Origin of the sequence: Rhizorhapis suberifaciens, from assembly GCF_014200045.1 — a bacterium.
Classification (GTDB): domain Bacteria; phylum Pseudomonadota; class Alphaproteobacteria; order Sphingomonadales; family Sphingomonadaceae; genus Rhizorhapis; species Rhizorhapis suberifaciens.
Genome location: NZ_JACHOV010000015.1, coordinates 1 through 22016, shown reverse-complemented (window position 1 = coordinate 22016; position 22016 = coordinate 1). Strand labels below are relative to the sequence as shown.

Genomic DNA, 22016 nt, shown 5'->3' with positions numbered 1-22016 from the left:
GCATGTCTCTGCTCAGGCCCCGGCGGACGGCACTCCAGTGGGTGTCCAGGACATCATCGTAACCGCCCTGAAGCGCTCGGAAAGCATTCAGGATGTCCCGGCGACGATCGCCGCCTTCTCTCAGCAGGACGTGGAAACCAGACAGATCAATGGCTTGACCGATCTGATCTCGCTGGTTCCCTCGATGCAGGTAGGCTATACCTACGGCAGCAACAGCCTGGCTCTTCGCGGCATCAGCACGAATCTGACGAGCGGCTTCGAGGATCCTTCAGTCGCGGTGCACGTCAATGGCGTCTACCAGGCGCGCTCGCACGCCCTCAACCTCGCGCTGATGGATCTTGAGCGGGTAGAGGTGCTGTCCGGGCCCCAGGGCACGCTGTACGGCCGCAACGCAACCGGCGGCGTGATCAACTACATCCTGCGAAGGCCAACCGACGAGATGGAGGCCGAAATTACCGGCAAGATCGGCAATTACGAGAGCTACGGGCTCAAGGGCCATATCTCCGGTCCGATCAGCGACACAGTCGGTTTTCGCATTTCCGGCCTGTGGGACAACCGGGACAAGGGCTTCATCAAAAATGTCCTTCCGGGCGCGAGCAAATCCAGCTTCCACGAGGAGAAGATTGTCGGCATTCGGGGCGTGCTGGCATTTCAGCCGACGGACACCCTTCAGATCGACCTGGAAGGGTCATTCGCAAGCACCCGTTCATCGTTCCAGCCCACCGCTTTGGGCCCGTCCCTCAATGCGACCCGGGCGGCGCAGATGGCCGGCCAGACCTTCGAGCCTCGCAAGGTGGCTGCCAAATTTCCGGGCCGAAACGACAGCAAGGATTACAGCGCATCCGCGACCATACGCTGGGATGTGAGCGACGATGTGAAGCTGACGTCGATTTCCGCCTATAAGAAGTACAAGAACAACATGGATCTCGATCTTGAGTCAAGCCCGGGGGATCTGCAGGATGTCTTCAATCAATATCACTCCGATACATACACTCAGGAGTTGAACCTGAATACAGTGATGTTCGACGACAGACTTAATTCTGTTTTCGGAATATTTTATTTCCACGATAATGCTTTTGGTGCCACGCAAATATTTGGCAATCCGTTTGGCGGGCCTTATGCAAAGTTTTTCGATACAGATAATTTTCTGAAATCTCGTTCAATTTCCTTCTTTACGGATCAAACATTGAACGTCACTGACAGGTTGAGGTTGCTTGGTGGCGTTCGCTACAACGAAGACAAGAAGAAAACAACTAACCGCCGTATTCCCAACTGCTTGGCGGAAATATTCAAAGATCAGAAGTTCACCGCCTGGACTCCCAAGGCCGGCCTTCAATATGATGTTACCGATAATATCATGGCCTATGGCAACTATCAGAAGGGCTTCAAGGCTGGCGGCGTCGCACTGGGCACCTGCGGAAACGACTTCGAACCCGAATCGATCAAGGGTTTCGAAGTTGGCCTGAAGACGCAGTTGTTTGACAACAGGGTCCGTTTCAACATTGCCGGCTACTGGTACAAGTACGGCAATATCCAGGTCCAGAAGACGCTGGGTACGGCCGGCGGATTCACGGTACAGAATGCCGCGGAATCCAAGATCAAGGGCATAGAGGCCAGCCTGGATGCCGAGATTGTCGATCGGCTGCAATTGAGCATCTCGGGCATGGTGCAGAGCGCCAAATACACCGATTTCGTGAATTGCAACAACCGGGCATTCCTCGGCGCTTGCAGCGCGGCTGATCCACGTCCAGTCACCGATCCTACGCGTAACCAGGATCTGTCGGGAAACTGGCTCAATCGAGCAGCGCCCTATTCTCTCAATGTCGGCCTGCAATATACCGCCGATGTCGCTGGTGGCGAGCTGGTGCTGCGCGGAGAATCATACTGGAGCGGCAAGGACGGTTATTCCGAGTTCGATGCGCCGCTGCTGACACAGTCTGCCTATAGCGTGCAGAATGCGTACTTGACCTACACACCTGAGAGCGAAAAATTCACTCTTCGCCTGTTCGCCAAGAACATCGCGAATAAGGACTACTACGCCACTGCCTATTTCAATGGCTTCACCGCCCAGGATCAAGCGGTCTGGGCTGAACCGCGCACGTTTGGTGCCGAGGCGAGCTACAGATTTTAGCTCGACCTGTCGATAAGCCTGTCGCGCTGGCAGGGCAGCGGGTATGAGTTATATTGGCTTGCTCGCTTCTCGGCATTCCTCGTTCGCGGTGGGCGAGGGGCCTCAGGCGCAAGTCTAAGCAAGATTGCGTTTCGTTCTCGACTGGGCCATGCCGGCAAGGCTATTGCTTACAAGGATTGATATAATGGGTGCCGAAGCGGAATCTGCCTTAATCCCCACACAGGCCGAAGCAAAGACCTGCCGGCCATCAACGGCGCCTTCGGAAGAGTCATTGGGAGTTCAGGCGGCGTGGTACGCCCTGGCCATTCTCTGTGTCGTCACGCTCCTGTCACAACTTGATCGACACATCACAACGATCATTGTCACGCCGTTGAAGAGCGAGTTTGATATCAGCGACACGCAGTTCGGCCTCCTGCACGGCTATGGTTTCGCTCTGACATACGCCATTTTCGGCATTCCCTTTGGCCGGCTTGTCGATCGCAGAAACCGCCGGAACATCATATTGTTCGGACTGCTGGGCTGGAGCCTGCTTACGTCGCTCTCGGCCTTCGCCGGCAGCTATGGCCAACTGCTCGTGCTGCGAACCGGCGTCGGCATCGGCGAAGCCGTGCTCGGGCCGGCCGCCTATTCGCTCCTCATCGACTTTTTCGAGCCGCACAAGCGCGGCCGCGCGACGGGCATCTACTATATGGCGATGGCGGTGGGGGGAGGCGGGTCCCTTCTTCTTGGCGGCCTCCTGCTTGGCTTGATGCCCTCGGCGGGCCTGAGTTTGGGCGGGATGATGAACCTTGAGCCCTGGCGGCTCCTGTTCCTGTTCGCGGGCCTGCCGGGCCTCTTTGCATGTTTGCTCATGCTGACGATCAAAGAGCCGGCGCGGCGCGGTGCGATTGCCGGCGACGTCGTATCGTTCCGCGAATTTTTCGGTTACGTATGGAAACATAAGGCGCTGCTGATCCGGATCTCTGCGGCTGGCACCCTTGCCGCGTTGGCGGGCTATGGCGCGGGCGCCTGGGCGCCCACGCTGCTCGAACGCCGTTTCGATCTTCCGCCTGCGAGCACTGGATGGCCGATCGGCGGAGCCATGATCATCGGATCGATAATAGGCACGCTGCTCGGCGGCGCGATTTCCGATCGCACGACCAAGAGCGGAAGGCTGAACGCGCGAACGCGCCCGATGTTTTTTGGCTTCGTGACCCTGTTGCCGGCGTCAGTCTTTGGTCTCACGTCTGGGCCCTGGCTCGCGATTCTGTTCTTCGGGGTGATAGTGTTCGGTGTCGCGATGGTGCAGAGCGCAACGCCTCTCGCGCTTCAGGAAGCGGTGCCGGCGAATATGCGCGGCCAGATTATCGCCCTGCAATATCTCATCCTTGCCCTGTGTAGCATAGGGTTGGGACCGACTCTCGTGGGCGCGATTACGGATGCCTTCTTTCAATCGGGGGCAATGCTCGGTTGGTCGCTACTGACTCTGGTGCTGCCCATTTCACTGGTTGGCCTGGCGGTCTGCGGCTTCGGCCTCAATGAGGGTGCGTACCGGCGGATGGCGCATAAGACTAAATCCGGAGGCTAAGCTCACGCCCTTGCGAGGCCAGATGGTGATACATTAATATCAAGAGAGGACTTCGGAATGATTGATAATCCGACATTCAATTCCAACCGCCTGATGGACTCGACTATTTGTGATCCCTGCGTTCTTGATCCTGACTTTCCGTTTGAGCAATTCGTCACCCACTTCATCAGCCAGGGCTCCGTTGTCCACGCCACGGTCTGGATCGCGCAGGGCCGGGACCCAAAGGGGACGGTCATTCTCAGCCCGCAGTGGTACGGCGGCGATCGGCTGGAAAGCGTAATTATTCCGCTGATGACGGCAGGCATCAATGTGATGACCTTTCATCCTCGAGGCATGTGGGACAACCAGCATCGATATACGCTGATGAGCGCGGCCGACGATTTGTTGGCCGCCGCAACATATGTCCGATCTACGTCCGACGGACAAATCAAGACCGGGCAAGGTCGTGCTTGGCGAACCGATCCGAAGCGGATCGCGGTAATGGGGCTGAGCGGCGGTGGCGGCAATGTGAGCATAACGGCGTGTGCCGAGGATCCGCACATTCAATCCGTTATCGCGGTGGCGGCGAATAGCATGACACCTTCGCAAACTCCGGAAGCTATGAAAGAGGCCAAGACCAGTTTTGAAAAAATAAAGGCTTTGAGTGCCAATCGGATCGATCTGGAGGGAGCGCTGAGCGCCATGACTCCCGCTGATTATGCTCGCATGCGGCCCATGGATCAGGCGCCGCGTCTGGTAAACAAGAACGTTCTCCTTGTCGGCGCGCTACGGGACACGGTCGCGCCACTTGATAATTGTCATAGGCCAATTGCGAAGGCGATGCGCGATGCCGGCGTGCAAGGTTTCGACGAGGTGATCCTCGATAGTGATCACAGCTTTCTCACCAAGCGCATTGCACTTGCCCGACTGACGATCCAATGGCTGCGACAAAGATCTGGATTTTAGTTAGCGTCTCAGCTTTGGCTTAACGGGGAGCCGCGGCGGGCGAGCAACGACAGGCCGCACCGCGGCGGACTGATGCGGACCAGGCGCATTCCCATTGAAAGGACTTCAAGATGGCTCAACTGAATGATATCGGACTTGAGGCTAATGTCGCGCTGAATGCTGTCGAGCGGGCGCAAGCCCTTCAGCCGCTGATCGCGAAGCATGTGGAATATGCGGAGCAGCAAGGCTGCATCGCGCCGCCAGTGTTCGATGCATTGAAGTCCGCAGGGCTTTTTTGGATCACCGCTGCAAAACGTGTAGGCGGCGAAGGCGCATCGATGCGGACTTTCGTCGAAACCGTCGCCGAGATTGGCAAAACCTGCCCTGGTTCTGCCTGGGCTTACGGCATCGTGACGGGGGCGACTGGCACGGTGGCTTCCCTGCCTGAAGCACAACGACAGCTGCTTTTCACGAAGGGTGACGAGCTTTGCTGTTTTGTGGGGGCGAAATCCGGGATCGCCATCCGGTCTGGCGAGGGATATTCCGTCTCCGGGCAGTGGCCTTATGCGTCCGGATGTCTTCATTCCAACTGGGCGTGGTGCGGCGTGGTAGTCCGCGACGACAAAGGCGTGCAGGTGGACTCCGGCTTTGCCTTCATCGATTTGTCCGATAAAAGTGTCGAGATCATCAGGGACTGGAATGTGGCCGGACTGTCCGCCTCAGGCAGCAACCGGGTGAAGGCCGACAATCATTTCGTCCCCGCCGATCTTTTCATACGAGACAGCGACATGGCGAACATGGCCGGGCTGGTCGGGGAAAGCCACGCCGAAGCGCGCGATTTCTGGCCAGTCGAACCACAGTTCGGGCTCACTGTCCTTCCTTCCATGCTGGGCGCGGCGGAAGGGATGCTTGAAGCTGTCCGGCAAAAGATGAACGACCGCCCCATTATCGGTTGGCAGTATGGCCGCCAATCCGATTCCCAATTATTGCTTGCCAGGCTGGGGGAAGCCGCCATCAAGATCGATTCGGCTTGGATGCACGTTTATCGCGCCTGCGATGTCCTCGACCGCGTTGCGCAGGAGCGCGAGGTCACGAAGATGGAGAAGGTCAGGACGCAGGTCGACTGCGGCTATGCCATGCGCCTGTTGCGCGAGGCGTCGGAAACGTTGCTGGACATTGCGGGTCCTGGCGCCTTCGTGTTGAGCAACAGAATTCAGGGCTTCTGGCGGGATCTGAATATCGGCTCACGTCACAACGCTCTCAACTCCGGCTTGTCGCTGGAACTGCTCGGCCGCGCCTTAACGGGAGGAAAATCCAACATCAATAACATGCCGGAAATCTGAAGTGGGACAGTGATCGGCGACAAATTATTGGGACATATGACTCGTCAACCAGGCAAAAAATCCAATCCTGAATTCGGGAATTGACCCCGTCGAGCAACTTAGTACTCTAGGACCAATAAGCTTTTAACTGGGGCGGCAGTGGTACGTGCGGGAAAATCGGTTTGAAGCATTGCAGCTTGTCCGCAAGAACCTAAGTCGTCCGTGAGGTTATATAATGTTATCTAGGGTGGATGAATTTGATCTGCTGACGGCGCTTTACGACGGCATGGGCGACTTCCCGATTTGGAACACGTTCCTCAGCCGCTTGCGCCGCAGGCTAGGGGCTGAAAGGATGAGAATGTACCTGGTTGGCGGAGCCGATCAGCATTTCTCCGGCTTTTCAATTACGGCAGAACCCGAACGTTCGCATGGAACAATCAACGAATTAGACGAAGCTATCAAAATACTGTTGAGGTCTCGCCTTCGCGCAATGCGTGTCTACACCTCGGTTGAAGTGAATGAGTGCATACCGGAGGGATCAGAAGTCTTTGGGGCAAATTGCTACGTTCGTATCGTTCGAGTTGTTTCCGCAGGCATCGAAGGGTGGCTTATTGCTTCCCGTGGGGACACTGAATTTAGCACTGCGGAGTCGTCACTCCTCGATGCGCTGACTCCCCATCTGGAAATAGCGCTTCGCATCTATTCGTTTTATGAACACGCAAAATTGAGAAGTTCCGCGACGGACAAAGCCGCGTGCTTGCGACGCCAAGGTTGGTTTCTGTTGACGGCGGACGGCGTAATTTTGGACAATGATCGAGAAGCGGCGAAACACCTAGTTGGAGGCTCGCTTCTCTACGCCGGTTCGGACGGTCGCCTGCACGGAACAATGAAGAAATCTGAGCAGCGTTTGGCCGAAACAATCCGGTCTTTTGCTGCCGGGGATGTGAAGGAACCCGCAGTCATCCAGATTTCGGATAGACCCGGCCTCGGTCTCAATCTTCTTATTCAACCTTTTGCGATTGAGGGGGCGTCCATCTTCAGCAGCGCCCGATTAATCGTCTATGTTCAGGCAGAAGCAACGGACGATACGGATCGAAGTCGCGAGCTTGCCGTCTTACTGAATCTCACCCCGAGAGAGGCTCAACTCGCTCAGGCTATTTCCAGAGGAAGCGGTATACCGGGGGCCGCAGCCGAACTAGGTGTGAGCGTGGAAACAGCACGCAAATATTCAAAGACGGTTTATTGCAAGACCAACTCGCATGGGCAAGCGGCGCTCACCCGGATGGTACGCGATCTCCTCGGATCGCTCGGTTAGATGCAGTGCCCCCCGAGGCAACGCCAGCAACGACCCGGGACATTTGCGCGAGATGCGATGGGTAGAGCCTGATTGTTGCGGCCTCTCAACCCGAAGATGGAATCCCTAGCTTGGCAGCAGCAAAAGAGAGCCCCCCCCCCAAACGGGGGGGTGGCAGCGATTCGCTTTACATTAATGAGCTCGAAAATAGCATCGACGGAGAGATTAATGACACCGACATCCGGGCTCACCCACCTTCAGCGGCTGGAGGCGGAAAGTATTCATATCATGCGCGAGGTTGTAGCCGAGGCCGAGCGGCCCGTCATGATGTATTCCGTTGGCAAGGACAGCGCCGTTATGCTGCATCTGGCGAAGAAGGCGTTTTTTCCTTCGCCACCTCCTTTTCCGCTGTTGCATGTCGATACGACCTGGAAATTCCGAGCCATGTACGATTTGCGTGACAAGGCTGCCCGCGATGCTGGCATGGAGTTGCTCGTCTATCATAACCCGGAAGCGCTTGAGAAAGGGATCAATCCTTTCGACCATGGATCGTTGCACACCGACATGTGGAAAACGGAAGGGCTGAAGCAGGCGCTGGAAAAATATGGCTTTGACGCAGCCTTTGGTGGCGCGCGACGCGACGAGGAGAAGAGCCGGGCGAAGGAGCGCATCTTTTCCTTCCGTTCAGCCAATCACCGCTGGGACCCAAAGAACCAGCGGCCCGAGCTTTGGCGGCTTTATAATGCGCGCAAGGCCAAGGGGGAGAGCGTGCGCGTCTTCCCGATCAGCAACTGGACCGAACTCGACATCTGGCAATATATCCATCTGGAGGGCATCGAGATCGTGCCGTTGTATTTCTCGGCTCCACGTCCCACTGTTGAGCGCGACGGCATGCTCCTGATGGTGGATGATGAGCGCTTCCGCTTGAAGGATGGCGAAGAACCCGTTCAGCGCTCCATCCGCTTCCGCACCCTTGGCTGTTATCCGCTGACCGGCGCCGTGGAGAGCAAGGCAGCGACGCTGCCCGAAGTTATTCAGGAGATGCTGCTCACCACCACTTCCGAGCGGCAGGGCCGCGCCATCGACAAGGATGCGGGCGGCGCGGGCATGGAAAAGAAAAAGCAGGAGGGGTATTTCTGATGACCAACACGCTAATCGAAAATGCCTATCAGGCCGATGCGCTGATCGCTTCGGATATCGACTCCTATCTGGAGGTACATCAGCACAAGACGATGCTGCGCTTCATCACCTGCGGGTCGGTGGACGACGGCAAGTCGACGCTGATTGGCCGCCTGCTCTATGACAGCAAGATGATCTTTGAAGACCAGCTTGCGGCGCTGGAAGCGGACTCCAAGCGTGTCGGCACGCAGGGACAGGAAATCGACTTTGCGCTCTTGGTTGACGGGCTCGCCGCGGAGCGCGAGCAAGGCATTACCATCGATGTCGCCTACCGCTTCTTCGCCACGGAAAAACGCAAGTTCATCGTCGCGGATACGCCTGGTCACGAGCAATACACCCGCAACATGGTGACAGGGGCATCAACTGCCGACCTCGCTGTCATTTTGATTGACGCACGCAAAGGCGTGCTGGTGCAGACCCGCCGCCACAGCTATCTGGCGCACCTGATCGGCATCAAGAACATCGTGCTGGCGGTAAACAAAATGGATCTGGTCGGCTATGACCAGTCCAAATTCGATGCGATCGTGGAGGAATATACCGCCTTCGCCAAGTCGATCGGCATCGAGAGCTTCACAGCCATGCCCATTTCCGGCTTCAAGGGCGACAACATCACTGGTCCGTCGGAAAACACCCCTTGGTATAAGGGCCCGGCACTGTTGGAGCATCTGGAGACGGTCGAAATCGACAGCACCACTGATGCGGCCAAACCTTTCCGCATGGCGGTACAGTGGGTAAACCGTCCGAACCTCGACTTTCGCGGCTTTTCGGGCCAGATTTCCACCGGCACCATCAAGCCTGGCGACACCGTCCGCGTTCTTCCCTCAGGGAAGATCACGACTATCAAGCGGATTGTTACCCGTGACGGAGACCTTGAACAGGCCGTGGCGGGCCAGTCCGTCACCCTTTGCTTCACAGATGAGATCGACTGCTCGCGAGGCGACGTCATCTCCATTGCCGACACTCCAGTGCTGGCAGCGGACCAGTTCGAGACGACCTTGGTGTGGATGGACGAGGCTGAACTTCTGCCTGGGCGACCCTATTGGATGAAGATCGGTACGCAGACCGTCACCGCAACTGTTGCAAGCCCGAAATATCAGGTCAACGTCAACACCATGGAGCATCTGGCGGCCAAGACGCTGGACCTCAACGCCATTGGCGTTGCCAATATTTCCACCGACCGCACAATTCCGTTTGAGACCTACGCGCAGAACCGGGACCTTGGTGGCTTCATCCTGATCGACAAATTGACGAACGCCACGGTGGCGGCAGGAATGATCCAATTTTCGCTCCGGCGAGCCGACAATATTCACTGGCAGGCGACTGATGTCACCCGCGAGCATCATGCACAGGTCAAAAACCAGAAGCCTGCCGTGCTCTGGCTCACGGGGCTGTCGGGTGCGGGCAAATCTACCATCGCCAACCTGATCGAGAAGAAGCTGGCGCGGATGAACCGCCACACCTTCCTGCTCGACGGCGATAATGTGCGGCACGGCCTTAACCACGACCTTGGCTTCACCGACGCCGACCGGGTGGAAAATATCCGCCGTGTGGGCGAGGTCGCAAAGCTGATGACAGACGCTGGCCTCATCGTCATTACCGCTTTTATCTCCCCCTTCCGGGCCGAGCGGGACATGGTGCGGCAGATGATCGCGCCTGGCGAATTTTTCGAGGTCTACGTCGATACCCCTCTCGATGTCGCCGAAGAACGCGACGTCAAGGGACTCTACAAGAAGGCGCGCGCCGGGCAATTGAAGCACTTCACAGGCATCGACAGCCCATATGAGCCGCCCGAGACGCCGGAAATCCGCGTCAACACCACGGCCATGACCGCAGAGGAAGCGGCGGAGGAAATTGTAAGAAGGCTGATCCCATGAGCAGCATGACCGACTGCGACCTTGCTGCCCATCTTGCCGGCCAGGCTGGCAAGATCCTGCTTCAGGTGCGCGCTTCCGGCATGTTCAGCGGCAAATCGCTGGGTAAAGCGGGCGACCAGACCGCCAACCAGTTCCTCGTCCACGCGCTGCGTGAGCAGCGGCCGAACGACGGGCTGCTGTCTGAGGAAGAGAAGGACAATCCTGAACGGCTTGCAAACTCGCGCGTATGGATCGTTGATCCTGTTGATGGGACGCGCGAATATGGCGAAGCACGGACGGATTGGGCGGTCCATGTGGCACTCGCCATCGATGGGGTTGCAACTATTGGCGCAGTCGCCTTGCCAGGGCTGGACTTGGTGTTGAAGACTGACAAGCCGGTTGCAGTGCCGCCGCCGCCATCGCGCCTGCGCATGGTGGTCAGCCGGTCGCGGCCTGCGAAGGAAGCGGTTGAGGTTGCGCAGAGACTGGGTGCTGAACTGGTGGAAATGGGCTCAGCTGGCGCCAAGGCGATGGCTGTGATCCGCGGCGAGGCGGACATCTACCTCCATTCGGGCGGTCAGTACGAATGGGACAGCTGTGCTCCTGCCGCTGTCGCCATTGCCCACGGCCTCCACGCCAGCCGGATCGACGGGACACCCCTGCGCTACAACCGGCGAGACGTGTACATGCCCGACCTGCTCATATGCCGGCATGAGCACGCGGGTCCGGTGCTTTCCATTCTTCAGAGTTTCCGTGAACCCGAAAATATTGGCGTCACCCCGACGCTCAAGACTGGTGGGTAACGCTCAAGAACGGGAAGCATGATGACCACTCACCTCACCTATTGTGGTAACTGCGCCGCGATGTGTGGTCTTAGGTGACGGAAGAGGCCGGCAAAATCATCGACATCCGCGGTGATCGGGATTATGCGATTTGGATCGACGAATGGGAGTTTTTTCGTGGTCTGGCGCTGCGGATGGGAAAGACGCTGAACATGCGCCGTCCCACCGCAACATTCCGGGACCCGAAATTGCTTTGTCCGCAAACAGGTCTGCGAGGAGCTCATCCGGTGGATGGTGGATATAGGGCTCAGCACTTATGAGGAGGTAGAGGCTCATCCCCGCGGCATGCACTTCAAGAATGCCGAAAAGATTGTCCAGCCGGCGGACGCAGGACGCTGACGCGAGGTTTGATATGCTCACCATGAACTCGGCCTTGCTTCCCGGGCCAGGAGCGTAAAATGAACGCATCAGAACTATTGAATATTGCGTCCAACCGAACCGGATTAACAGATTTCGGCCCGGATGATTTTCGCGACGGATTTACTGTCCTTATTGACGCGATAAACGGAGAGGCAGAAATTCGTGGCTCGTGCCAGAAGCGGCTGGAGGAGCGGTTCATAAACCTTCTTATCCAGCGCCTTTGGTTTGCCAAGGACATGAAGGAACATCCCGAAATTGGCAGGGAACGCATTGCCTCTCCCTTGATTATTATTTCCTTGCCTCGAACCGGAAGCACGAAATTGCACCGGATGCTTGGCGCCACGGGGGACTTTCAAACGCTGCGCTTCTGGGGCACCATGAAGTTTGCCCGTATTCCCGGAATGGAAGACGGCGGTCTTGCCCAGCGCATTCGCGAAACAAAAGCCCATGAGGAGTGGATGTACGAGCAATCGCCGGCAATCCTGGTCGGTCATCCCTCCCATGCGGAGGAACCGGAAGAAGATGTCTATCTCATGGAGGCGACTTTCCGGCATCCCGCCCTTTTCGGTATGTACGATGCCCCAAGTTTCGCGCATTGGGTGGAGCATGCAGATCCGCAACCGGCCTATGATTATCTTTTTTCGGTCATCAAATATCTTCAATGGCAAGATGCGGGACCCAGTCGACCCTGGCTGTTCAAGGATCCCAATCATCTTGGGCGAGAACAATATCTTGTCGATGCCTATGAGCGGCCAAAGTTCATCGTCACGCACCGCGATCCAGTAAAATGCGTTCCCTCCGTCACCAGTACAGTCATGGCGACCCGGCGGATTTATTCCGATCTCGACAATAGACAGGCGTTTGCCTCAAAAATGGTCGATGCGCTGTCGTCCGCAATGAACAGTCACATGGAGTGGCGTGACCGCAATCCCGACATCCAAATTCTGGACGTGGGCTTTAATGATGTTGTGAAGAATGGGGAAGCAACGATCAAGAAAATCTATGACTTTGCAGGAATGGATCTGACGGAAGGCGCCTTGGACGGAATACGGGAATGGGAAACCGAAAACCCCAAGGGCAAGCATGGCGAGTCCAAATACTCAGCTCAGGATGTAGGCAGTACCGATGAGGCCATACGGCAGGCATTTTCGTCCTATAATAGCAGATTCGGTCATTTGTTTTGAATGAGGTGGCATAATCCCGACATGCCTTGTGGTCCGTTATAAAATGGCCGCCAGCCCGCCTGGGAGTTGAACAGCGCATTGCGACCCACCAATGACAAACTCATCACCAGTGGGTCACTTTTCAACGCGCAATGTATATGCCTTGTACATGAGGCTCTTTGAGCCCCGACGGAAACAAGGTTGCTCAGAAAGAATATTCGAGGCGCAGGCCGTATGTGCGGGGCCTTGCCGCATTATGGTACACACCGAAAGTCGTGTCGGTCTGGACGAAGGCGACATGTTTCTTGTTGAACACATTTAGGGCGTAGAAGCCGATCCGGAGGTTTTCTCCGGGCGGGCTAACATAGCCTGACGCATTCACGAGGAAGCGCTCTCCATCACGATCTGCCTGTAGCTCGCCGCCCGCGCCCGGTGTGTAATAGATTGAGGAGCGATATTGGGCGATTCCCGAAAGCGAGGCGGTCCACGTTGCGATGGGGAATTCATAGGTCGCATTAAACGAGCCTGACCAGTCCGGAGCTTGCGGGGGTGGTGTCCCGGTAAGATCGGTGAAGCAACGACTAAGGGTTGGGACCGGCGCGACAGCGGTAGGATCGAAGCAGGCGATCGCGGCATTCTCGTAAGGCTTGAAACGGGCATGTTGCCAGGAGCCGGTGACGCCGAGAGTCAACCCTTCCATGGGGAGGATTTGCGCCTCGACCTCGACGCCATAATTCTCGAGTGCGCCGGCATTGGCCGTGATTGTCCCACCCGACTGCAAATCGATAGTCTGGGTCTGCAGGCCCTTGTTCTTGAAGTAGAAGGCGGCCGCATTCAGGCGGAGGCGATTGTCGAACAGGGATTGCTTGACGCCGACTTCGTGACTGAAAATCTTCTCGGGCAGCACAGGATCAATCGGCGCAAAAATCGGACCCGGAAATCCCCCCGCCTTGAAGCCGCGGGTGAAGCTGTAATAAAGATTGGTCGGTCCGTTATCCCAAGCCAACACAAAACGCGGCGTAAACGCACGCTGCGTTGTGCTCAAGTCAAACGCACCACCGACGGTAAACTCGACGTGTGCGGAGCGCTCCTCATAAGTGTAACGTCCGCCAATCGTGGCCTTGAGGGTGTCGGTAAGCTGATAATATGCCTCGGCGAACGCGGCGTAAGACTTCGTTAGCGCTGTGTTATCGGCGCCGAACGCCGTGTCGGGGGTAAGCCCGGTGCCGCCGAGGCCCAAAGCGGGATCACCCACAAAGCGTGTGTTGAAAATACCCTTGTCATTCAGGTAGCTCAATCCGAACAGATAATTGAGCGGACCGTCCAATTTGGAGCTGACCAGAAAGTCCTGTGTGTATGACCTGCCGCCGGATCTCGGCACGGCAAATTCGAAGCCGAGCAACGGGGTCAAGTCCGCATCGCCTGCGCTGTCGACTGTCTTCTGCTTACGATATGTCGTCGTGCTCGTCAGCTGAAAGTCGCCGATTTCGAAGCTCATTTTCAGATTGGCGCCGTAATATTTGGTTCTGACCGGCTGGAGATTGACAACGCTCTCGGTCTCAAAGAGGTCGACAGAGGGGCTGACGACGCCTGGAAAGAGGACGCAGGCATAGCAAGTCGAGTCGTTACGTGCGAGCGATTGCAGCGGCCCAAGCCGATATGCGGTGTCGTAATACTGCCCGCCGAGGACGATATCGGCATTTCCCGGTTGCCAGCGCAGTTTACCCCGTACACTATAAGTCCGTCCACCGCCGATGTCGCTATCCGTGATTAGGTTGCGGACGTGGCCACCCTCGTGCTTGTAGCTGGCGGTTCCACGAAAGGCGAGATCTTCACCCAGCGGCAGGTTGATCATGCCATTCAGTTGCCGATGCTCGAGATTGCCGATCTCCCCGCGTACCCGCCCCTCAAACTTGGATGTCGGGTCGGCACTGTTGATGATAATGACGCCACCAGTCGCATTGCGACCGTACAGGGTACCCTGCGGCCCGCGGAGCACCTGAATGCTGCCGATGTCGAAATTATCGATAATTTCGTTAACGGTAAGGGTTCGCGTCAGATAGGCGCCGTCTTCATAGATCGCGACCGGAGACTCGATGCCCACCGAGACGAAATCCGAGCCGATCCCACGGATGCGGGAAGTGAAGAAGCCGTTCGTCGTGGTGAAACTCGCACCGGGCGTAATCGCCGCAATGTCCTTGACGTCGGCCAGACCTAGGTTCTGGGCGGCCGCGGCCGTCACCGCCGTTACCGCAATCGGGGTGTCTTGCAGGTTTTCCGCTCTGCGCTGAGCCGTAACAACGATATCGACGGGGGTGTCGTTGCTGGCCGCGTCCGCACCTGTCGTGTCCGGAGGGGTCTGTGCGTAGCTTGTCGAAGCTAACAGCGCGCTAAGCGCCGCAGATACTGGTCCCAAGGCCCTCATAAAATCCTCCCTTTACATTTTTGCACTGGCATAAACGCAGCGCCAAAGATGTGGTTGCGCCGCTATGGAAGAATTGTAGGTGGAGCGACACGTCCGTCCCAATCGGAGATGCTCCCGAAAGGTCATCCAAAGAATGCTTGACGCTGCTGTTCGCTCATTTAGTATCTAGTAGTAGCACACTAGCCTGCGAACAGAGAAGTCGCATGCTGTGGATTTCAAGGAGAGGCCTCCATGGACGCATCGAAATGGTTGAGGCTCGCTTCCGCGAGGGGCCGCTTGAATGACATGAACTTCAACCATGCTATTCATCGCTGATGCACGGGCCGATTATGTAATGTCGGACTCCACAGCTGACGTCAGGCGTTTAATTTGGAGATCGTTTCATGGTGAACTATGGATTCAAGCCAGAAGATCATCCCGAAGAATGGAGTCTCGACTATAGCAAGCGAGATCATGAGATTGTTGATTACCAATATTATGAATTGGACGACATTCCAGGCGTCAAGTTTCGGGGCCCTCCGCTGCCGCAAGACATTATAGAGAGCGGGAATTATTTTACGTGCCTCGGCGGCGCGCAGGCGAACGGGATATTCGTCGAGCGAACGTTCGGCGATATCCTTTCCGATCATATTGGGGTGCCGGCACTGAACCTCAGCGTCGGCGGGGGCGGCGCCGGCTTCTATTTGCAGGCTCCGGGTCTCCTTGATCTGGTAAATGGCGGCCGCTTCTCGATCGTCCAGGTGATGACCGCACGAACGGAACCGAATTCACGGTTCGGCGCCTACGGATTTGTGGAAGCGCTACTTGATCTCAAGAATGGGCATCAGATTTCCACCATGGAAGCCTGGCCGCAAATTTTCAATGAAGAGCGGGAAAAAGCTCCGCTCTACGTAGCGGAAAGCCTGGAGAACTGGATCAGACGATATCGTGAACTTGCGGAGAAGATCCATGTTCCGAAACTTCTCTTTTATTTTTCCGACAAGGATTTGGACGAGCCGATAAACTATGAGGCCTCCGAGACAATGGACATACTTGGAAAGTTTCCGCAGTTCGTCGACGCTGCGAGTCTGAATAAAGTGCGGCCCCTCTTCGACGCCTATGTCGAATGCAGAAGCATGCGGAATTATGGCTATCCACTCGTAAGCCGCTTTACTGGCGAGCCGGTGGAAGTGGACGGCGGCAGCATGGCGGCTTTTGCCGAAGGGATGAAGTGGAGCACCAACCACTATTATCCATCACCCGAGATGCACGAAGACGCTGCCGATGCGATCGAGAGGGCGCTTCGTAATATGAAGCTTGCGGAATAGACGATTCGCAGGAGCGAGAGCGGGTCCGCCCGACAAATGGGGATACAGATAATGCAAAAATTAATGATGTTCATGAAGCGAAAGGAAGGCATTTCGTTCGAAGACTTCCAAAAGCATTATGAAAATGTCCACATCCCAATGGTGGCCAAATGGGTCGGACATTTGATGAGTGATTACAAACGATATTACCCGCAGAACGCCATCAACCTGTATGTCGGGCGCCCTGACGCCGACGAAGCCCCGCAAAGTGACGGCGGCGTCGATTATGACGCGGTCTCCATCTACACTATCAAGGATGAAGCCGCTCTTAAGGAGCTTTTGCGTATAGCGCAGGATCCGGAATTCACGCGCGCCGTCACGAATGACGAAGCGAACTTCGCTGATCGCGCTGTCTCCCGGCAGACGCTGGCCGAGGAAATATCGGGAAAGGGCCTGATTTGACCCAAGTGAGACCCAATATGCCGATGGACGAAGCGAGGGCTGCTAGCCAGCACCCAACAGTCGAAGAACTTCTCGTCAGGCTGGCGCCGATCCTTCCCGCAATAAAGGAACGTATCGCAGCTGCCGATTTGGCGCGCGACACGCCGGCCGAAACAGTTCGCGAACTGGCCGCAGCCGATCTGTTCCGCTTATTTCAGCCGCAGCAATGGGGCGGCTTCGAATCCGATCCACGCATCTTCTTCGCGTTACAGAACGCCATCGCGCAAGTCTGTCCGTCAACGGCATGGGTCTATGGCGTGCTTTGCGTTCAGTCCTTTCTGGTCAGCCTGTTCGACGAGCAGGCGCAAGCCGACGTCTGGGAGAGGGATGGCCGCGCGCTCATTGGATCGGCCGGTACTCCGGCCGGCACCGCCACGCCCGTTGAAGGAGGATTTCGCGTCACTGGCCGCTGGACCTTTTCGAGCGGTAGCTCGCATGCCAAATGGGCGCTGCTCGGCGCCAGGCTGCCGGATGCGCCCGTGGCTGGTCCTCCACTGTTGAACGTTTTCCTCGTCCCACGCGAGGACTTCGAACTGGTCGATGTATGGCATTCATTCGGGCTTCGGGCGACCGGCAGCAACGACATCATTGCGAACGACATCTTCGTGCCCAAACATCGGACCATTACGCTCGATCCAGGCATACAGAATATTCGCCGGGAGATGCGTGCGGGACCGGCGCTTTACCGGTTGCCGTGGCTTTATCTCTTCTCCTCGTCTATTTCTAATCTCGCGATCGGCACGGCCCGCGCCGCGCTTGACGGATTTCTGTCGATTACGAGAAGCCGGGTTTCGGTTCTCACAGGCAAGATCGCTCGGGAAGACCCGGCCGTTCAGCAGGCAGCGGGCCGTCTCGCGAGCGAGATCGAAGCGGCTCCCGCCATGTATGATCGGCATGTAGAGCGACTGCTTCACTATGAAATGATCGATACCCCTATACCAATGCAGGAAGCCGTGCTGATCAGAACGCAGCTCACCGCCGGTCTGCGGAAGTTCGCATCCCTCGTCGATGATCTGATGATGTTGCAGGGCGCGCGTGCCACTGACCTGAATTCCCCGGTAACGCGAGCCTGGCTCGATCTGAACGCCGCGCGGGCGCATCTTGGCAATGATCCGACAATGGCTACGACTATGCTGGGCGCGATGCTGATCGGTCAGGGCTAGATTTCGGCGGCTGTTCCTCTCGTTGCCATGCCATTTGCACAGCTGGTGGGCCGCCCGCGCCCGATGCTGATGCGGCTTGTGGCGTGTGCCCTGGTCCTCGCGATCCTTTCCCGATCTTCAGCCAATCGCGGGTCGGGGAGGCTGGGGTGGAAGGGGTTGGGAACAAGGCTTAAGCGGAAATTGAACTGGAGCAGAAATATATGGAAAGTTCGAGAAAGCAAACGCTACGACAATATTGCGATGCGGTCGGCAGGGGGGATGCAGAAGCAATCCGTGAACTTGTCACCGACGATTACACCCATGAGTTTCTTGGCAGCACTGGGCTGGCTGGAAAAAAGCGGACGCTATCAGGAATTTTGGAACAGCTAGAGGCGTTCTCGTCCGCACTAGCCGCCCCGGGCAGGTTCACCTTTTACGAAATGGTGGAGGAAGGGGACCTTGTTGCGGCGATTTTCTCTGGCAAGTGCGAACTTGTAAACGGTAAGAGATTCGATGGGGATTATGCGGTAGTCTGCCGTTTCAGGGGCGACAAAATCCTGTCGATGCGCGAGTTGGTTGACACCAAACTTGCCGACAGTGTCTTCGGCTGATCCAGACGAAGAATTCTATTGGAAAGGACCATCAATGTTTGATCTCAAAGGCAAGGTAGTAATCGTCACGGGAGCAGCCAGCGGTATCGGCGCCGCCGCAGCGCGGATGTTTCAACAATTAGGAGCCAGCGTTACCATCGGCGATATCCAGGTTGAAGCCGGCGAGGCGTTAGCCCGGGAATTAGGTGATAAGGTCCGTTTCTCTCGCCTTGACGTCACCGAGACCGCCGATTGGGAACGCGCCATCGAGGAAACCGAAGCAGCCTTTGGGCCGGTGAATACTCTAGTGAACAATGCCGGTCATTCTGGTCACTGGAAAGCCGTTTCCGACTTGAGCCTGGAGGAATATCGTAGGGTCTGCGCCATCAATCAGGAGGGCGTATTCCTTGGTATGAAGCTTGTGTTGCCTTCGATGATCCGGGCTGGCGGAGGCGCCATTGTCAACAATTCCTCTGGCTACGGACTTGTTGGGGCCGCGAACAACATGGACTATTGCGCCTCTAAATGGGCGGTGACGGGCATGACCAAGGCTGCGGCGATCGAACTTGCGCCGCTCAATATCAGAGTCAACTCCGTTCATGCCGGGGTGGTTCTGACCCCAATGGTGAAGAGTACGATGGAGCAATTAGGAGCGGACGGCGATCTCTTCATTGCGCGCATGCCGCTTAATCGTGGTGCGAAGCCCTCGGAAATTGCCAGCGTTTTTGCTTTCTTGGCGTCGGATGCCTCGAGCTTTGTGACGGGCGCGGCGCTCGCGGCCGACGGTGGGCTGACTGCCCAATAACGAACATTCCGGTGGAAAAGGACGGCGAGCTGGTGTTCGCCATCCGGATTCCACCGGAGAAAGAAAACGGATTGATTGCCGCGACGAGAACTCGGCTTACGCTACGCTTGGCGCTATCGTAAATAGACTGGATCACTGCGATCGCGGGAGGAGCGGTACTGGAGCAGATCATATTGCCCGCCGCACACAATACCGTTGTAGAGCGCCACACGGTTCCAATCGGGAACGATCTTGCGTTTGAAGACGCGCCATTCGCCGCTTCTACGCTGGAAGACGTCGATATATCGGCCACCGAAAATGAATTCGATCACGTCATCCCCCTGGAAGCCGGCAGCCAAGGCATTCTGCTCCCCGAGCAGCGCGGCGCGGCTTGCGTGGGTTGGATGGGACAGGTGAAAGGCCGTCAAATAGGTTTCAACAAATGCCTGATCCCCGTCGAATTCAATCAGGATGTTGGAAACGCTATGCTGGCTGGCCGCCCACATGTCGCGCACCACGGCTTCAAACAGCGGCGGAATGATTTCGAGGGCCGGACCTTCCGACGGGCCGCCGTCGAAACCACCATCTTCCCAGAAGGTGGTCTCGAACAGTTCGATGTCCAGCCGATCCGCCGCGCGGCAATATCGATAAATGACATCCGTAATCTGTTGGCGATCGAACAACTCCGCAATTTGGCCAGATTGATCGCCCATTTTGTGTCCCTTGACCATGCCTGTCGTTTGGCAAAGATGGCGAGGTCAAACCATCCTTGCGTTCGCTTGCGCCTTTGTGAAATATTTCTGAAGACTCGCCACGATGGAAACATAGACACCGTGAAGCATAGCGCCATGTTGCTCCCCAATGTCAGCCGGGACACAATCGAAATTTGAAGAGATGGTCATCAGGCAGCCGCCATCGTCCAGTTCGTCAAAGCACCAGCTCGCCATGTAGTTACGGATCCCCGGGGCGAATCCGTCAGTCGCGTCATAATAGAGCCGATGTGCGACATGGTCCTCAACCAGCAGCACTTCACGATTTTCCTCTGGAGCGCCATGTTCGACTGCACCGTCTCCGCGCGACATTACCCTCGTCCGCGGCACTGCGCCAGGTTCACCCTCAAGCCAGCTCTCCATGAGTTTCATGCCTTCGGTATTGGTGCCATCATCATACCAAGCCAGGCTTCCCCAATCAGTGACAAGCGCCCAAACGTCTTCGATATTTGCATCGATTTTTCCTTGGTGAAATCCCGAAACTCTATGCACCTTGACCACAGACATACCTCCACCGTGAATTCAACAATCGGAAGCAATCGCCTCGCCCCAACGCCACGCTCAATGTTTTATCCGAAAGCGATTGTCCAGGGGCCAAAACGGCAATCGTTTGGTTGAAATTGGTAGATAGGTTGCTATTGGTCAAGCGATATTAGCATTGAGAACTTGCCAATTTTTCGGATGTTTTCGTCAGCAGCGTTCATATTGAGATGTAGGGGTAATGCCCAAAGAAAATAAGCTTTTATCTACGGAGATGATGAGAATGAGTGCAGACGATCGCCTAGCGCTTTCGTCGATAGTTTCGAGCCCGACAACTGGGCCTTGGTATTCGCGCCGGACGGCATCCTCGACGAGAGCGAGTTTTTTGACGAGGCCCGATTCGCTGGGCGGGATGCAATCCGTGCTTACGGGGCGAAAATTGGTGAGACGGTTCATCATATTGTCCACCTGATGAGCAACCACCTTATTTTCGATCTCAAACCGGCTACGGCTCGAGGGACTGCCTTTAGTCTTGTTGAGACCATGCGCAAGAATGGTGAGCGCGTACGCTTTCATGTCAAATATGAGGATGAGTACGTCAAAATTGGCGGTTCGTGGATGATTGCGAAGAGAACCCTGCGCAAGTCGTTCCCACCCGAAAACGTGAGCGTCGAGGGGTAAATCGCAATCTCTGACGCATTAGACCGCTCGCTTCCTGTCTGTAATGCACACAGGAAGGAGCGCTCTGCATGATGACAGTACCGCCAACTCTTTTGGATCACTGATGTTAGGGTGCTTTTAACAAGTATTCGGAAGAGACATCTTCTGCCGAGGCCATCAGAGACCTAAAAAAATTCGTCAGCAAACCTTCTCATTGCGTCAAGTCCTTCTTCGACGGAGTAGAATTTTGGGCTGTAAATAAGTTCGTCCAGCCCGAGTGCTTCATACTCCGGGATCCTGTCCTTTTCTGCCTGAACCCAGCCCCATTTCCGTAGAGGCAACTGCTTGTAAAGCTCGATATCTTCCGATGATTTTCGGCCATAGGCTGGGCGAGTTCATCGAGAATTGTTTTGAATTCGGCTGTCCGTCGTCAGAACATTTGGCGCAGGTGGCGGCGTAGATTAGCGCAGTGCGGGCCTCGTTTCGGGGTTGATGTTAAGCGGCGAGCTTGCGGTGTTGCAAGCGGCGATATTCGATGGTCTGTCGCTTGATCCTTTGAGGCTGGAGGATGATGGCCGGTGCCCTGCCGAAATAGGCGTCGGCGGGCGTCACGTTGTTCAGGCTCTCGTGGCAGCGCCGGTGATAAGACTGTCAAATATCTTTTTGTTCGGCGGAGCGGAGCCAAGATTTGCTTTCTATCCTGGGGCGGATTTCGACCCGGTCATTGTGGATTCGCACCTCGA

The 22016-nt window shown here is 56.4% G+C and carries 18 protein-coding genes and 1 pseudogene; 15 read left to right on the top strand and 4 right to left on the bottom strand.

Translation table 11 applies throughout. The features are described 5' to 3' along the window. Positions 1-37: 37 nt before the first annotated feature. The 9 genes from HNQ99_RS15280 to HNQ99_RS15240 all read left to right on the top strand — a co-directional run bounded on the left by HNQ99_RS15280 (position 38) and on the right by HNQ99_RS15240 (position 12656). Positions 38-2131: a TonB-dependent receptor gene (locus HNQ99_RS15280; RefSeq protein ID WP_184477223.1), complete on the top strand. Its 2094-nt coding sequence runs from the start codon at positions 38-40 to the stop codon at positions 2129-2131. Positions 2132-2315: 184 nt separating this feature from the next. After that, on the top strand, positions 2316-3698 hold the full coding sequence (locus HNQ99_RS15275; RefSeq protein WP_184477221.1) for an MFS transporter: 1383 nt from the start codon (positions 2316-2318) through the stop codon (positions 3696-3698). A gap of 57 nt (positions 3699-3755) precedes the next feature. Continuing rightward, positions 3756-4643 carry an alpha/beta hydrolase family protein gene (locus HNQ99_RS15270; protein WP_184477219.1) on the top strand — a complete coding sequence of 296 codons (888 nt, stop codon included), beginning with the start codon at positions 3756-3758 and terminating at the stop codon, positions 4641-4643. Between the two features lie 110 nt (positions 4644-4753). Further along, positions 4754-5965, top strand: coding sequence for an acyl-CoA dehydrogenase family protein (locus HNQ99_RS15265; RefSeq protein ID WP_184477217.1), 1212 nt, complete (start codon positions 4754-4756; stop codon positions 5963-5965). A 226-nt stretch (positions 5966-6191) separates the two neighbouring features. Next, entirely contained in the window at positions 6192-7259 is a 1068-nt protein-coding gene (locus HNQ99_RS15260; RefSeq protein WP_184477216.1) for a helix-turn-helix transcriptional regulator, read from the top strand. Positions 7260-7466: 207 nt separating this feature from the next. Then, a complete protein-coding gene (gene cysD / locus HNQ99_RS15255; protein ID WP_184477214.1) occupies positions 7467-8378 on the top strand; it encodes a sulfate adenylyltransferase subunit CysD in 912 nt (303 codons plus the stop codon). Next, positions 8378-10291, top strand: a complete 1914-nt coding sequence (gene cysN, locus HNQ99_RS15250) for a sulfate adenylyltransferase subunit CysN (protein WP_184477212.1) — start codon at positions 8378-8380, stop codon at positions 10289-10291. The genes cysD and cysN overlap by 1 nt, the downstream gene beginning before the upstream one ends. A 5-nt stretch (positions 10292-10296) precedes the next feature. Continuing rightward, positions 10297-11073, top strand: coding sequence for a 3'(2'),5'-bisphosphate nucleotidase CysQ (locus HNQ99_RS15245; RefSeq protein WP_407692323.1), 777 nt, complete (start codon positions 10297-10299; stop codon positions 11071-11073). 437 nt (positions 11074-11510) lie between these two features. After that, a complete protein-coding gene (locus tag HNQ99_RS15240; protein WP_184477208.1) occupies positions 11511-12656 on the top strand; it encodes a sulfotransferase family protein in 1146 nt (381 codons plus the stop codon). A gap of 184 nt (positions 12657-12840) precedes the next feature. Here HNQ99_RS15240 and HNQ99_RS15235 read toward each other — a convergent pair whose 3' ends face one another. After that, on the bottom strand, positions 12841-15060 hold the full coding sequence (locus tag HNQ99_RS15235) for a TonB-dependent receptor (protein WP_184477206.1): 2220 nt from the start codon (positions 15058-15060) through the stop codon (positions 12841-12843). A gap of 383 nt (positions 15061-15443) precedes the next feature. Between HNQ99_RS15235 and HNQ99_RS15230 the strand changes: the two genes are divergently transcribed. The 5 genes from HNQ99_RS15230 to HNQ99_RS15210 all read left to right on the top strand — a co-directional run bounded on the left by HNQ99_RS15230 (position 15444) and on the right by HNQ99_RS15210 (position 19384). After that, a complete protein-coding gene (locus tag HNQ99_RS15230; RefSeq protein ID WP_184477204.1) occupies positions 15444-16367 on the top strand; it encodes a DUF6473 family protein in 924 nt (307 codons plus the stop codon). A gap of 63 nt (positions 16368-16430) precedes the next feature. Then, a complete protein-coding gene (locus HNQ99_RS15225; RefSeq protein ID WP_221232721.1) occupies positions 16431-16808 on the top strand; it encodes an EthD domain-containing protein in 378 nt (125 codons plus the stop codon). Positions 16809-16813: 5 nt separating this feature from the next. Further along, complete coding sequence (locus HNQ99_RS15220) at positions 16814-18010, top strand: acyl-CoA dehydrogenase family protein (protein ID WP_322790388.1); 1197 nt, start codon at positions 16814-16816, stop codon at positions 18008-18010. 200 nt (positions 18011-18210) lie between these two features. Beyond that, positions 18211-18600, top strand: a complete 390-nt coding sequence (locus HNQ99_RS15215; RefSeq protein ID WP_184477197.1) for a nuclear transport factor 2 family protein — start codon at positions 18211-18213, stop codon at positions 18598-18600. Between the two features lie 34 nt (positions 18601-18634). Continuing rightward, on the top strand, positions 18635-19384 hold the full coding sequence (locus HNQ99_RS15210) for a glucose 1-dehydrogenase (RefSeq protein ID WP_184477195.1): 750 nt from the start codon (positions 18635-18637) through the stop codon (positions 19382-19384). A 113-nt stretch (positions 19385-19497) separates the two neighbouring features. Here the strand turns inward: HNQ99_RS15210 and HNQ99_RS15205 are convergent, their stop codons facing one another. Then, entirely contained in the window at positions 19498-20076 is a 579-nt protein-coding gene (locus HNQ99_RS15205) for a nuclear transport factor 2 family protein (protein WP_184477193.1), read from the bottom strand. 45 nt (positions 20077-20121) lie between these two features. Beyond that, positions 20122-20634 (bottom strand): SRPBCC family protein, encoded by a 513-nt coding sequence (locus HNQ99_RS15200; protein WP_184477191.1) that lies wholly within the window; start codon positions 20632-20634, stop codon positions 20122-20124. Positions 20635-20877: 243 nt separating this feature from the next. Here HNQ99_RS15200 and HNQ99_RS15195 point away from each other — a divergent pair, with 243 nt between their 5' ends. After that, positions 20878-21294 (top strand): nuclear transport factor 2 family protein, encoded by a 417-nt coding sequence (locus HNQ99_RS15195; RefSeq protein WP_322790387.1) that lies wholly within the window; start codon positions 20878-20880, stop codon positions 21292-21294. Positions 21295-21768: 474 nt separating this feature from the next. Here the strand turns inward: HNQ99_RS15195 and HNQ99_RS15190 are convergent. Beyond that, a pseudogene (locus HNQ99_RS15190) lies at positions 21769-21915 on the bottom strand (IS3 family transposase); the annotation flags it as partial. Between the last annotated feature and the right edge of the window lie 101 nt (positions 21916-22016).